Origin of the sequence: Desulforamulus reducens MI-1, from assembly GCF_000016165.1 — a bacterium.
In the GTDB taxonomy this organism is placed as follows: domain Bacteria; phylum Bacillota; class Desulfotomaculia; order Desulfotomaculales; family Desulfotomaculaceae; genus Desulfotomaculum; species Desulfotomaculum reducens.
This window is the reverse complement of sequence record NC_009253.1, coordinates 953891-967048: the sequence shown is the minus strand read 5'-3', so window position 1 is coordinate 967048 and position 13158 is coordinate 953891. Positions and strand designations below refer to the sequence as shown.

16 protein-coding genes are annotated in these 13158 nt (G+C 39.6%); 2 read left to right on the top strand and 14 right to left on the bottom strand.

Translation table 11 applies throughout. From position 1 onward, the window contains the following. The first annotated feature begins 75 nt into the window (after positions 1-75). Positions 76-282, top strand: a complete 207-nt coding sequence (locus DRED_RS04920) for a DUF3892 domain-containing protein (protein ID WP_011877272.1) — start codon at positions 76-78, stop codon at positions 280-282. A 113-nt stretch (positions 283-395) separates the two neighbouring features. Here the strand turns inward: DRED_RS04920 and DRED_RS04915 are convergent, their stop codons facing one another. The 14 genes from DRED_RS04915 to DRED_RS04855 form a co-directional block, all read right to left on the bottom strand. Beyond that, positions 396-656: a DUF3243 domain-containing protein gene (locus tag DRED_RS04915; protein WP_011877271.1), complete on the bottom strand. Its 261-nt coding sequence runs from the start codon at positions 654-656 to the stop codon at positions 396-398. Between the two features lie 100 nt (positions 657-756). After that, positions 757-1560 (bottom strand): prolipoprotein diacylglyceryl transferase, encoded by an 804-nt coding sequence (gene lgt, locus DRED_RS04910; RefSeq protein ID WP_011877270.1) that lies wholly within the window; start codon positions 1558-1560, stop codon positions 757-759. A gap of 222 nt (positions 1561-1782) precedes the next feature. Continuing rightward, entirely contained in the window at positions 1783-2100 is a 318-nt protein-coding gene (trxA, locus tag DRED_RS04905; RefSeq protein ID WP_011877269.1) for a thioredoxin, read from the bottom strand. A gap of 126 nt (positions 2101-2226) precedes the next feature. Then, positions 2227-2994 carry a helix-turn-helix domain-containing protein gene (locus tag DRED_RS04900; protein WP_011877268.1) on the bottom strand — a complete coding sequence of 256 codons (768 nt, stop codon included), beginning with the start codon at positions 2992-2994 and terminating at the stop codon, positions 2227-2229. Between the two features lie 60 nt (positions 2995-3054). Continuing rightward, positions 3055-4755 carry a peptidoglycan D,D-transpeptidase FtsI family protein gene (locus tag DRED_RS04895; RefSeq protein ID WP_011877267.1) on the bottom strand — a complete coding sequence of 567 codons (1701 nt, stop codon included), beginning with the start codon at positions 4753-4755 and terminating at the stop codon, positions 3055-3057. A gap of 71 nt (positions 4756-4826) precedes the next feature. After that, positions 4827-6050: a peptidase U32 family protein gene (locus DRED_RS04890; RefSeq protein WP_011877266.1), complete on the bottom strand. Its 1224-nt coding sequence runs from the start codon at positions 6048-6050 to the stop codon at positions 4827-4829. A gap of 42 nt (positions 6051-6092) precedes the next feature. Then, positions 6093-7109 carry an endolytic transglycosylase MltG gene (gene mltG, locus DRED_RS04885; protein ID WP_011877265.1) on the bottom strand — a complete coding sequence of 339 codons (1017 nt, stop codon included), beginning with the start codon at positions 7107-7109 and terminating at the stop codon, positions 6093-6095. Between the two features lie 114 nt (positions 7110-7223). Then, positions 7224-7931: a P-loop NTPase family protein gene (locus DRED_RS04880; protein ID WP_011877264.1), complete on the bottom strand. Its 708-nt coding sequence runs from the start codon at positions 7929-7931 to the stop codon at positions 7224-7226. Between the two features lie 22 nt (positions 7932-7953). Next, positions 7954-9714 (bottom strand): recombinase family protein, encoded by a 1761-nt coding sequence (locus tag DRED_RS04875; protein ID WP_011877263.1) that lies wholly within the window; start codon positions 9712-9714, stop codon positions 7954-7956. A gap of 20 nt (positions 9715-9734) precedes the next feature. After that, positions 9735-9878: a hypothetical protein gene (locus DRED_RS18605; RefSeq protein WP_156779593.1), complete on the bottom strand. Its 144-nt coding sequence runs from the start codon at positions 9876-9878 to the stop codon at positions 9735-9737. A 228-nt stretch (positions 9879-10106) separates the two neighbouring features. Further along, on the bottom strand, positions 10107-10478 hold the full coding sequence (locus tag DRED_RS04870; RefSeq protein WP_011877262.1) for a nucleotidyltransferase domain-containing protein: 372 nt from the start codon (positions 10476-10478) through the stop codon (positions 10107-10109). Next, positions 10454-10843, bottom strand: a complete 390-nt coding sequence (locus DRED_RS04865; protein ID WP_011877261.1) for a HEPN domain-containing protein — start codon at positions 10841-10843, stop codon at positions 10454-10456. The genes DRED_RS04870 and DRED_RS04865 overlap by 25 nt, the downstream gene beginning before the upstream one ends. A gap of 154 nt (positions 10844-10997) precedes the next feature. Then, positions 10998-11957, bottom strand: a complete 960-nt coding sequence (locus tag DRED_RS04860; protein WP_011877260.1) for a hypothetical protein — start codon at positions 11955-11957, stop codon at positions 10998-11000. A 109-nt stretch (positions 11958-12066) separates the two neighbouring features. Next, a complete protein-coding gene (locus tag DRED_RS04855) occupies positions 12067-12291 on the bottom strand; it encodes a hypothetical protein (protein ID WP_041274468.1) in 225 nt (74 codons plus the stop codon). Between the two features lie 40 nt (positions 12292-12331). Here DRED_RS04855 and DRED_RS04850 point away from each other — a divergent pair, with 40 nt between their 5' ends. Further along, the gene (locus DRED_RS04850; RefSeq protein ID WP_011877259.1) at positions 12332-13156 is read left to right on the top strand and encodes a hypothetical protein; all 825 of its coding nucleotides are present in this window, start codon (positions 12332-12334) and stop codon (positions 13154-13156) included. Positions 13157-13158: the final 2 nt, after the last annotated feature.

The window sequence follows — 13158 nt, the reverse complement described above, 5'->3', positions numbered from 1 at the left end:
TACCTTAATGCTTTTCTCATAATCCTTTGTAGCAAAACAAATACTACTATCAGTTTGAGAAAAGGAGTGAAGCAGATGGATATACGTGAAGTTAAAGTAAATGCGGCGGGTGAAGTTACGGATGTAATGATTAACGGTAATACCTACAGTATGGAAAAAGCTGTTCAATTTGCAAAATCAGGAATAATTGAAGGAGCAAAGATTTCTGCCAGAGAGAATGGAGAACATTATATCTCCCATTTGGGAGACATGGAATTAACACAATTACCTAAGTTTGTTTAAAAAGCTAGGGCTTCCCTAACAAAAACGGAAGCCCTAGCTTTTTTAAAATAGGTAACATAAAATACTCAAAATCATCTTGTTGATATAAAAAAAGAGGGGCATTAGCTCCCCCTTTAATTACGGTAGCTCGTTTTATGAGATACCCGGGACATAAGAGAAGCCAAAGTTTTTCTTTCCTCGTCATTTCCCTCATCCCATAATTCCTTCATTAAGCGCTGTTCATTATTTGCAGGGTCAAATTTATTGGCAAAGAAATCGCCCAAACGGTAGGCTGCATTGTTTATGGTTTCTTCTTCCATACCAGCCCTTTCTCCCAAGCCCACTGCATCACCTAATATTTCCTTCCACTTATGCCAGCTTTGACCAATTTCCACTTAATCACCTCCTGGCACTATTTTGTCCCAATATATGAATCAAATTCTTGTTCATTTTTGGAAGTTTACCTAGCTAAAGTTTGGCAGCGGCTTCTTTAAGCTAACTTTTAAAATTTACTCTCTTAGACCTTTTATCTTCAATTAATGGCCTCTTTTGGCGGTATAGGTAAAACATAAGGGCTAGTGCTGCCAAAATGGTTATAACTGAGGACACCTGGGCGGCTTTAAAATTCATAAAGGTTCTAAGACTGTCACCCCGCCAGAACTCAAGGGTAAACCGACCCGCAGAGTAAAGGATGAAATAGCCTAAGGCTATAAAGCCATTGAAGGGTTTTCGCTTATAAAGAAACATTAACACCGCTAGCTCTATCAAATCCCAGGATGCTTCAAAAAGAACCGCTGGAAAGAGGGGCTGCGCTCCAAAGGCCAAGTAAGCATCGGTCCCTGGGGGATAGGTAAAACCCAGATGTTCATTGGGGAGTCCGTAGCAGCAACCGTTTAAAAAACACCCTATGCGGCCAATGGCTTGTCCCACTAGGACCCCTGGCGCCAATGTATCCATCATGGCCCAAACCGCAATACGGTACTTTCGACAATACCATACTACTGCCAGCAACCCCCCGAGTATCGCTCCCTGAACAGAAATTCCTCCATGCCAAATTGCCGGGATTTCCATTAAACGTTGTGAGTAATAATCCCAACTAAACATAACTTCCCAGACACGTGCTCCTATGAGACCCCCTATGATGGCATAAAAGGCTAAATCCATGACTTCCTCATAGTAAAAACCCTGTCGCTGGGCAACCCATAACGAAATCATTAGGCCAGCTAATATTCCCAGTGAAAGCATTACGCCAAATGAACGAAGGGGAAAGTCTCCAATATACAAAAGTACTTGATGCAAAATAGGTCAGCTCCTTACAGGAATATTAAAAGGCTTGACCACCTCTCTAAGCCTTTCACACACTCTTTAAGCAGACAAAAACTATAGTTTAGACTATGTAGCGATTATCCAAGGGGAAGATTATGTAAACCAAAATCTAACTGTACATTCTAAAAGAAAGTTTATAATATTTATATACCAAAAATCCTCCAACTCTATACGAGCGGAGGATTTTATTAATTACTACAGAATTGCGTTTAATTTCTTTTCAAGGTCTGCTTTACCGGTAAAACCAATTACTTGGTCAACCTTTTCTCCATTTTTTAAGAAAATAAGAGTAGGAATGCTCATGACGCCAAACTGTTGAGCCAGTTCCCTGTTTTCATCCACGTTTACTTTTCCAACTTTAACTTTACCAGCGTATTCTGTGGATAACTGCTCAACAACAGGTGCAATAGCACGACAGGGGCCACACCAAGCTGCCCAGAAATCTACCAGTACGGGGATATCAGACTTGAGCACCTCAGCCTCAAAGTTTGCAGCATTTAATTCTAATGCCATAAAACCGCCTCCTTGTATCATATAAGTGTAAGTGCAGTACAATAATGGATTACTTTCACAGGCATATCTATACCTATGATACTATATTCATAATTCGCTAGCAATATACTTTGTAAATTTCTTATCCTATGAAAGCTCAGACTTCTTAAACAATTGAATGAAGTTTAAAATAAACTGCAGTTCTTTTTCGTTTAAGTTACAAACCAACCCTAATACAGCCTGAACATTAGGGTGAATTAACAACTCCCTTAACTCTGGATTCATTAGACTAACCATCTGATCCACAGCCCCAGGCTCCATTATGAAGTAACATGGAGAAACACCCATAACCTCAGATAACTTTTCTAATGTTTTTAGGGAAGGTTGTACCTTTCCCTGTTCAATTTGTCCAATCAAACCAGCCGTTACGCCAGCCAGATTAGCAAGCTGTGCTTGTGTCAAACCATATTCTTCTCTCAAATGCTTTAGCTTATACCCTAGGGAGCCTTCATGACCCATTAAAGCTGTAGCTGGTACTCCCAAACCTTCGGCTACTCTCTTTAAGGTATTTAGTGCAGGATAAACGGTACCTCTTTCAATTTCACTAAGGTAAGATAGAGAAATTCCTATTTTATCCGCCAACTCCTGTAAAGAAAGGCCGGTTTCATTACGAATAATTCTAATTTTCTCGCCTAGCCCGAGACCAGAATCGGTAATTTCTCCTTCAACCAGTTGGGTTTTAGATACATTTAAAGCCGCAGCTAATTTATCTATAGTCTTTAGTGACGGTCTTTTAGAACCTCTCTCAATCTCACTTAAATAAGACAAGGATAATTTTGCTCGGCGTGCCAAGTCTTGTAATGTATAGCCTCTTTCTTCCCTTAAGGCTCGAATTTGATCCCCCCGCACGATCATGCCAATATCCCCCATAGCACACAAAATATACTAACATTCTACGATAATTTTGATGTACCGTCAATGAGACGACGATAGAATACTTTCCATTATTTCCCGGAAAACTGGAGCAGCCGTTGTTCCACCACTGATACCCTCTTTTACAAGAACCGTAACGATGTATTGAGGGTTGTCATTGGGGGCATACCCAGTAAACCACGCATTTACCTTTTCTGCTCCTTGGGCAAGCTCTGCAGAACCCGTCTTGCCTGCACTGCCAAATCCCTCAATCCATGCCTCTTTTCCTACTCCCTGGAGTGTAACCAATTTTAATAACCGTTTTAATTCTCTGCAAGTTTCAAAGGAAATTACTTTTCGGCTATCTCCCAATGAAAAATGATAGCTATAGACACCTTTTTCATTTTTTATTCCTTTCACCAGCCTAGGTTGAATATATACTCCGTTGTTTACAATGGTATTTAGCATGGCTGTTAGTTGTACAGGTGTGGCCAAAACAGGACCTTGCCCAATACTGCTGTTAACCAAATTATAAGGCTGGCCAATTAAATCAAGCTGCTGTCTCCTGTCTTTGGGAACAGGGTAACCAATAATATCCTGTGATTCAAAACCAAAGGCTCTGGCATAACGAATAAGTTTTGCCGCCCCAAGTTTAATACCCAATTCTGCAAATACCGGATTGCAAGATTCTGCAAAGGCCTCTTCAAAGGTAATGGGTCCATGACCAGACTTTTGCCAACAACTGATTAAGTGATCTTTCTCACCTAAGCAAACGAAGGTATCCGTTGGTTTCACGATTCCTTCTTCCAGGGCTGCAGCTGCCACGACAACCTTAAAAATGGACCCGGGTTGGTACAAAGTTGTACAGTGATCTAGGAAGGTATCCTGCTCTCCTGGCAGTGATAAGACAATATTGGCTGGATTAAAGTTTGGCCTGCTGGCCAGTGCCAGCAAGTCTCCGGTACGGGCATCCATAACCACCACAGCCCCCCGCTGCACTCGTTTATCCATAATTTTTTCCACTGTCTTTTGAATATCAAAATCAAGGGTTGTAATAACATCCTGCCGTCCAGTGTCATTATTGTTTTCTTTTTGAATACCCAAACCAGAAATTAAATTACGATACACATCAACATAAGCCCTAGTAAAATTGGCAGGTTCTCCGGCTTTTAGTTGAGTTTCATAAAAATACTCCAAGCCGGTTTTGCCAACCAGATCTGAAATTGTATACTTCTTCGTGCCTAGGCCATTCAAGCGTTCCAGTGTTCCCATTTCTGAAATACGCCCTAAGTGCCCAATTACATGGGCAGCTAAGGGCATCTCCCCATAACGGAAATTAATATCTTCTACCATCATTCCTGGAATGTTTAATTCTGATATTTCCTTAACTTCCCTATTATTCAGTGAAAAAGGTAAAAATCTACTATTTCCATTAAAGAAAGGCGTAATTTCCTCCGATGAACGGCCAATGATACGACTTAATTTATGAATGGCTTCTTCCTTATTTCTAATAATTTGCGGATAAAGAACAATCCTCGGTTCTTTTTTCCCCATAGTTAAGGATTGCATTCCTTGTCTGTCTAAAATACGCCCCCTAGGAATATCCTCTAGAGCAACCTTCAGGGTTCTTTGCTCCAAAGCCTTCTGTTTATATGTGTCCCCGTGGATCAGTTGGATAAAACCAAGATGTGTAACCAGGGGCAAAAAAAGCAAAATAATAAGATAAAAGGTCTTTACAAGACGTTTTTGCTGAAAATATCGCATTGGTAAACATTCCTTTTATAGGGTGAAGGATCTTACCTATTAGCTTCACCATATCTTGGAATGTTTATGCCTTATTCCAGTCTCCTTAACATAGACATTGGTTTCACAACTCGCTCAACAGACAACTCAACAACTTGCTGAGGGTGAGGAGCAACCGTTAGTGTCTCACCTGTTTTCCCATCATACATGTCTGTGACATCAATCATTTGGTTTTCCCCAGTGGGTGATAGGATTTCCAGTCTGTCCCCCACTTTAAAATTATTTCTTTGTTGAACAAGGATTCTTCCCGTATCTTTGTTATAGGACTGTACAAGGCCAACAAAGGAAGCAAGACGGGTATAACTGTTCTGGCCCGGATTAACTGTTGCAGTCCTCCCTTTGTCACCCAATATAAAACCAGTGGTATACTCACGATGACTCACCTTGCGGATTTCATCCAACCACTGCTGGTTTATATGATAACCGGCAGGATTGTTAATATAGGCATCAAGGGCCTGCCGATAGGCCTTAACTACAGTGGCCAGGTAATGAATACTCTTCATGCGACCTTCTATTTTAAAGCTGGATACCCCTGCCTCCACCATCTGGGGAATGTATTCAATCAGGCATAAATCCTTGCTACTCATAAAATAGGTTCCCCTGGCATCTTCTTCCACTGGAAAGTATTGTCCTGGGCGCTTTTCTTCCAGCAAATGATATTTCCAGCGACAAGATTGAGCACAATCACCCTGATTTGCATCTCTGCCGGTCATATAATTACTAAGTAAACAGCGACCAGAATAGGACATACACATGGCCCCATGAATAAAGGCTTCCAGCTCAATCTCAACCCGACTGCTAATTTCTTTAATCTCTTCCAGGGACAGCTCCCTGGCAAGAACCACCCTTTGTACACCCATTCGCTTCCAAAACGCTGTACTGGCCCAGTTTGTTGTGTTGGCCTGAGTACTAAGATGGATCGGTAATTCTGGCTGTAACTTCATGATTGTGTCGATAACGCCGGGATCACTGGCGATAACTCCATCAACCCCAGCCCCGACTAGAAATTCTAAATACTCCGGTAGACCTGTGAGATCTACATTGTGGGCAAAAATATTAATGGCCACATAGACTTTAACATGCTGACTGTGGGCAAACTCTATTCCCTGCAGCATATCATCATAATCAAAATTTGCGGCACCTGCTCTAAGACTAAATTGCCGTCCCCCCAGGTAGACAGCATCTGCCCCGTAAAGGACGGCAATCTTTAACTTTTCTAAATCCCCTGCCGGAGCGAGGAGTTCTAATTTTTTCAACACGGGTCACCTCATTTAAGAAAGTGTTTAACAACAGTTCAACTATTTTAAGTATCTTTGCTTATATATATTGTGTTCCTCCAGGGTTTCTGCAAAGGCATGGGACCCATCTGGTTTGGCAACATAATAAAGATATTTTGTTTTGGCCGGCGTGACCGCCGCCAATAGTGATTCCTTACCCGGGGAGGCAATGGGGCCCGGTGGTAATCCGGGGTTTTTATAGGTATTATAGGGTGAATTTACTTCCAGATCCTTATAATATATTTTCTCTCGGTGCCCCCCCAAGGCATACTCCACCGTAGCATCAATTTGGAGTCTCATGCCAATTTTTAGGCGGTTATGAATAACGCTGGAAATTAATGCACGATCCTTCTGAACCTTTGCTTCTCGCTCAATCATAGAAGCAATGGTGATAGCCTGATGTAATGTCAGGTTCATCTTTCTAGCCTTTTCTTCTAACTTAAGCTCTTTAATCTGCCGATCCATACCAGCCAGCATGACATTTATAATATCCTTCTCGGCACTGTCCAGACTTACGTTATAGGTTTCCGGAAACAAATAACCCTCCAATCTATTTTCCCCAGAGGGTAAGTCCTTCATAAATGGGTAGTTAAATTTACCACTAGTTAATAAGTCTTTAAACAGTTGCTCTTGGATATATCCTTTATTGGCCAAACTATCTGTAATACGTGCCAAAGTATAACCTTCCGGAATGGTAAAACTTTTCGAAGCAGTCTTACCACGTACCAGTAAATGTAAGATTTCGTCCACGGACATAGAAGGATTAAGTAAGTAATAACCTGCTTTGATTTGGTTATCTAGTTTATGATAACGGGTATAAAGTTTAAAAACCCCGGCATTTTGAATCAGTCCTTGTTGTTTAAGCATATCAGAGATCTGTCCTGTGGAGGTATTAGGAGAGATCTGTACCAGTATGTCGGACGATTTCCCAGATGAGTCAACCGGATCTAAAGTGCCAGTAGCATAAAAAAGTACACTAACTAGTATCACAACACCAAATAAATAAAAACGTTTTTTTGCACGCCATTTCTTTACCAATGTAACACAACCTTATTTGATTTAACCAATTATAACATTTATCTGCTAAATCAGACAAGAAATGAAGCTTTATGAAAGAAAAAGCACCTCTTGTCAGAGATGCCCAATTTACTTTTAATTTATTCTTTTGCTTGTTTCTTCAGGCATAATTGGATCAAACAGTATCATAGGTTCAGCCATGCCTTTGATAACCTCATCTAGCACTAGGTTCATGTGTACACCTTTGGTAGCTACAACTGGTATAATTGGTTTAGTTCTGTAAATCCTCTGCAAAAGTTTTAAGGTGGTGGAGGTAACATCCCGTGGTGTCTCATCTATTTTTGTTACCACCAGTATATCGGCTTCGTCTAAAAGAAAATTACCTGCGTCCATAATTATTTCCCCCTTAAGCCCCGCAGGTATAATGGTTACCAGTACATCTGCAAGTTTTCGACATTCCTCTGCTTTATAGCCGTCGTTTATTCCAACGGCTTCGATTAAAACAACATCCGGCAACGTTGTTGTTTTGGGAATATCCTTTTGTGAAAGGTTCCCTAACTCCAATACAGAGCGTACCTTATTTAATTCTTCTAAGGCCTTACGAGCACTTTCAATAAGTTTGTTTTTTTCTTTGATTTGGTTAACGGCGTTACGAATAACCCTATCAATGTCTGATGCAATATCTCTTCCAGGGTCGGGAACAGCAATAGTGAGGTAACTAGGGTCTATCCCTTTATGAAGATACGGCTTTTCATCCTGTACACCAGACCCAACAGCCAGGGGCTGGTGATTCCTGTTTTTTAAGCCTTTATAAAGTTCGCCCAGTATGGTCGATTTACCCACTTTTTGTCTTTCCGTCCGTTAGTTAATCTGTTTCCTCATCCCAGACGTAAAAAATTTTAACCTCTGGGTTATGGTTTTGAACACCTTGAACTTCTTTCTTGCCAGTAGGGTAAACGACTACTTTTTTGATCAAGCATAGCAAAATTTCCCTTTGCAAACTTTTCACTTCATTATTATATATGTTATCTTGTTGTTCATAGCTCCTTGGTACATATTCACCTTCCAGGGCAACTGCAACTTCGCTAAGTGATCTGCCGGATATTTCAGCCACTTCTACTGCAAGATTCTGTACAAGCTTGATAACTCCTTCTACTTCTGATTCAAAGTCAGTGCACTTTTTTAATTTTGTATCAATCTTACGAAGTCTTTTAAGACTTTCCTCTTTTCTCCTACTTAGTTCCTGCATTCGATTTTTGTACTGTTCTTTACTGATGATCCCTTCTTCCCTATCCTCCATTAACAGGTTCTCCCTGCGTTCTAAATCCGTTAAGGTATGCTCTATTTTCTCTCGCTCAATTTTAAGTTCATGATAGTCGCTAACTAACAGGTGTTTCTGACGCTCTATACTGGCTCTTATTTCTTCTTGATCTGAAAGCTTATCAAAAACATCCTTAATTATATAAGCTTCCAGCCATTTAGCATGGACGTATGGTGCATCGCACGGTTCGCCAGCCCCTTTGCGACAGTTGTAGTAGTCAATACGATAACTGGCAACCGATCTTCTGTTCTTATTTATTGGATCAAAATACATTTTTTTACCGCACTTACCGCAATACAACAACCCAGTGAGTAAATGCTTGGCATTGGAATATGTTCGCCTTTTACTTCGCTCTTCCAGAAGCCTTTGTAATTCCTCCCATCTTTCTTTAGTAATTAAAGCATCATGTGTTCCCCACCGAATTATCCATTCCTCCTTGGGTCTTACCAAAACAACTTTATCGCCCTTGGCGTTTCTACGCTGGGTGGTACAATTAAACATGGTAACACCCATGTACACAGGGTTCCTCAAAATAACATTAATAGTTGACCCAGAAAAAGGTTTACCAAAGTTCGTCCGTAATTTTGTACCATCCGGCAATATCCTTTCATTAAGGTATTGGGCAATTTTTTCTCTTCCCCATCCTTTAAAATATAGTTCTACAACTTCTTGATAAAGGGGGCCCTTGATCGGATCAATCTCTAACTTATCCTTACTCTTAGAAAGCTTATACCCAAAGGCCGGCTGCCCTACATTTGTTTTTCCTTCCTTGGCCTTTAACAACTGAGTAGCCCTAATTCTTGCCCCGATGTTACGCCCTTCCCTTTGAGCCAGTCCAGCATGAATGGTTAGGAGAAATTCATCCCCATCTTGCCGGGAGTCATACCCTTCCTTCATACTCATAAAAAATACACCAAGATCATCAAACTTTCTCTTTAGCGTTAACATATCTATTACATCACGACTGGTACGGCTAACGTCCTTAGTAAGAACGCCTTTTACTTTGCCTTCCTTTACGTCATTCTCTAGCCTCTGGATATCACTTCGAAGCTTGATGAACTTGCCGGACTTTACATCCAGATAGGTATCTACATAGATATAACCCAGTTGTTCGGCCCATAACCTTAGTATCTTATCCTGGTTTTCTATACTGCTTTTTTGACTTTCTTTTGCTGTCGAAACACGAACAATGCCACCCACGGGTATTCCTTTCAAGCCTGTCGTGCTTTCATGTGAATGATACTGCGGTAGGGAAGTAACTTTAACATGGGAAGGGGCTAAAAAATCGTAATCACTTTTTGACACCGCCTGGACCTCCCAAGTTTTTAGCTTCTAATGGTAACCCTTGGATTAATTGGTTTTATTTCATTGGCCGATGTTTTAGTCTTTTCTCCCTTAATAATTAACTTAGCCCTTTTGATTAAAATAGCATAGGCATTATCCAAAGCCTGTTGTTTGGAAACTATCATTTTTAAAAAACACCTCCTGAAGAATTGGTAATAAAAGATATGAGATGTCTGTCCAGAATAAAAGTTGTCCACCTTATTTATTAGAAAAACTTGGCTCCGCCAAGTCTTTTAGTCGCCGACGGAGCCTTGGTTTGCCCTTATGCATATCGGAAAGTTTTATACTGATATGCCAAAAAAAAATCGCCGACCTAAGTCGACGATTTAATAGTATATTTATAGATTATCTTTCTAATGCAACTGATACCCTTCTTCCTTGGTATTCTGTTTTATATCTCGTGGATAAATCTTCTTGCCAGTTCTACGAATTTCTTTGACAAAAAAATGGTCTCCTTTTTCAAATTCTTCTGGTGAATATGTTTTAACATCAAAATTTGGTTCAATATCAGATAACATGATTAATTTATAAACAATTTTACTATCATTGAGGGGATCTTTACCAAACTCCGGTGATATGACAGCTATGTCAATATCACTATTTTTATCTGCGCTACCTTTTGCATGTGAACCATACAAAACAACGTAATTTATCTTAATATTTTTCTCTAATACGGAGATTAGTTCAGCTATACTTTGTTTTACGATAACTTTTCCTTCAACCATTTTACTTTTTCCTCCGTTCTATGAACCATAGCCTTAAATCTATCTGGAGTTGTACTTTTATATAATTTATCTCGCATTTCTGGGTACCTACCTTCTATATTAAAAGGTTGTACCTCAGCAATTAAGTCTACGGTTTCTTCATCCAACTCTTTGACTAAGTTAGATTTTTTAGCTAAAAATAATAGGTTATGACTCTTTGGAGGCATTTCATTATTTCTCTCTGCTATAAATGCCTTTAACATTTTCTCCAGTGCAAGATGACAGAAAAAAACACTTTCAAGAAGTCTGCCAGATTTTACTAAAATCTTAGCAGTTACAATATCCTCTTCTGATTCGGAGACCCAATAATGTGTTTGTTCCTTCAACCTTTGTCACCTCCAAGCGAGGTTAAATGTTTATATTTTATTATAGAAGTATAACCAATTATCTGTCTAGAGATTGAAAATGTCAAATTGCGTCTCAATTATTCAAGAAAAAAGCTCCACGCTTTACCGTCGCTCCTCCTGGAGCCCGACTTTGTTAACTCAATTGCATGACACCTATGCGCCTTCTACCAGCAGCTGTGCCTGACCCCTTTGGCGGTACCCCGGGTATTAAATAGGAATCCGGTGTAGATAACTGTGCCGCAATCTGTTTTTTGGGGTATCTCCTGGGCATATCTGCTGGCAATCTTCCTAGGTAAGAATGATCGAGCACCTTCTTAGTTTTAATATCATATTGCATACCCCTGACCTGTCCCGTCTGTGGATCGTAATGCATCCTGTTCCAGTCAGCCAGTCCTTCATCACTGATGGTGGCAGGTTTTTTACATACCTTTTTATTTCTTGATCTAATATTTATGTCGCGCATGCTTTCACGGTTAGCAATTTCAAGTTCTCTTTCCTGTTGTCTTCGTCTTTTCTCTGCTTCTATTTCTTTTTCTCGGGTGGTTATTTTATATAGAAGTTCCTCATTCTCCCTTTGTGAAAGCCCAGATATACCAATGGGCTCATCAATATCTTCTAATGGATCTAGGTCATACCCTACCCGTTCCTTTATCTTTTTTATGGCCCGGGATATATTCATAGTTTTTTCATTTAATTCATTAGCGATTTGATTTCCAGTTAACAAATGATCCTTTAAAAGGATTCTTGCTACACTCCTAATTAACAGATCCTCTGAATATCTTTTGTTTCTGTCTCTGAGTTCTAGGCAATCTTTTAGTGTTTCATTTTCCTGTTCGCTTAAGCCGATTAGTAAATGTCCCTGTCGTAAACTCTTTTCAATCTTTTTCACTGCAGAGGATATTTCCTGCGAACTTATTCCACAAATGCTTGCCATTTCAGAACGCTCTATTGTAAAATCCCTAATTAGTAATTTAGCCACCGCTAACACTGTCTCACCCTTTTTCCTTTTATTTACATTTTTGCCTTCGTAGTTGTTACTACTATCTGATTTTGGGACATACGGGGGACATATGGACTGCTGTTCTGCTTTCAAAGAAAGCACCCCATTTCTAGAAAATTATTAGTTTCCTGCGACCGGCTAAATTTCGAGCCGGTTTCGTCCGGGCACCACCCTGGACTCATCAGGCAGGTTGTTTATGAAATTAGTAAACAACTTCTACATTACAATGTGAAAAAAATTTTGGGTGTACTTGTTTTAAAAAAAGTCTTATTTTACAATCAGGTTGATTATTAACCATTCGACTTACAGCATCTACTATTAGTTCATTCCCAATACTTTCGATTCTTACATCCCCATCCGGGCTTTGAACTGCTATAATAGCATAAACATCTGTATCCATGATATTACCTTGTATACTCTGCTTCACTGGACTATAACCCCCTTATTACTTTAATGGAGGAATTATTATGAGTTTTATTGATGTTGATGTAAATAAAATAGTCGAATACCCTACAACCTTTGGCTCTCCAGGTTGCCATTTGCTCGATCAATTAGGTATTTGTTTTTATACCAATACTGTTGAGAAAATTATGTATACGATACAGTCAAGCGCAACCGATCCCGAAAAGTTGTCTATATGTAAATCCGGTTATTGTGGTAAGCTTTTAGATGCATTCAAACCAGGACATACACCAGGTAATCACCATGACCCTATTACGTTATCTGAATACAATGGCAAGTACTGGGTTGGTGAGGGAAAGCACCGTGTGTGTATAGCAAAGAGATTTGGTATTAAAACTATACAAGCTAATATTACAAAACTAGATCGGGATATTTATTCCTTACTTCCCACTGTTGGTTCCCCAGGGCTTTTTTCAGCAACAAAAATAAAAACCAAAAGGCATTTTTATACGGGACAATACCTATTTTTATGGGCGGGAAAACCCGATCATACAATGGGTGGGTCCATAATGGAAAAACTAAACTTCAAATATCGAAAAGGATCTTTAGATGTATGTCACAATATTTTTGATGGATTAGATTACTCCCAAATCGTAGCAAGTTCGGATAATAATTTTGTAAAAAGACTTATTTGCGGAAATCCCCAATTATTTAGCACTTATGTTAGTATAAGTAATGATCACCCTCTTACCAAAATCTGGCTTGTTCGTCTTTCCTTTGATGATATTCCTAACAATAAAAATAAAGTTGAAACTTTATATCGTGTTGGACTGTGGCGTAAACATCATGAAAAAGAACTTATTAATTCTTTGGATCTAGATTTTTACTAGTT

Coding starts and splice junctions, on each gene's coding strand:
- DRED_RS04920 (WP_011877272.1), top strand. CDS start 76: ATGGATATACGTGAAGTTAAAGTAAATGCGGCGGGTGAAGTTACGGAT.
- DRED_RS18605 (WP_156779593.1), bottom strand. CDS start 9,878: ATGATAGTTTCCAAACAACAGGCTTTGGATAATGCCTATGCTATTTTA.
- trxA (WP_011877269.1), bottom strand. CDS start 2,100: ATGGCATTAGAATTAAATGCTGCAAACTTTGAGGCTGAGGTGCTCAAG.
- DRED_RS04900 (WP_011877268.1), bottom strand. CDS start 2,994: ATGATCGTGCGGGGGGATCAAATTCGAGCCTTAAGGGAAGAAAGAGGC.
- DRED_RS04850 (WP_011877259.1), top strand. CDS start 12,332: ATGAGTTTTATTGATGTTGATGTAAATAAAATAGTCGAATACCCTACA.
- DRED_RS04870 (WP_011877262.1), bottom strand. CDS start 10,478: ATGGTTGAAGGAAAAGTTATCGTAAAACAAAGTATAGCTGAACTAATC.
- DRED_RS04895 (WP_011877267.1), bottom strand. CDS start 4,755: ATGCGATATTTTCAGCAAAAACGTCTTGTAAAGACCTTTTATCTTATT.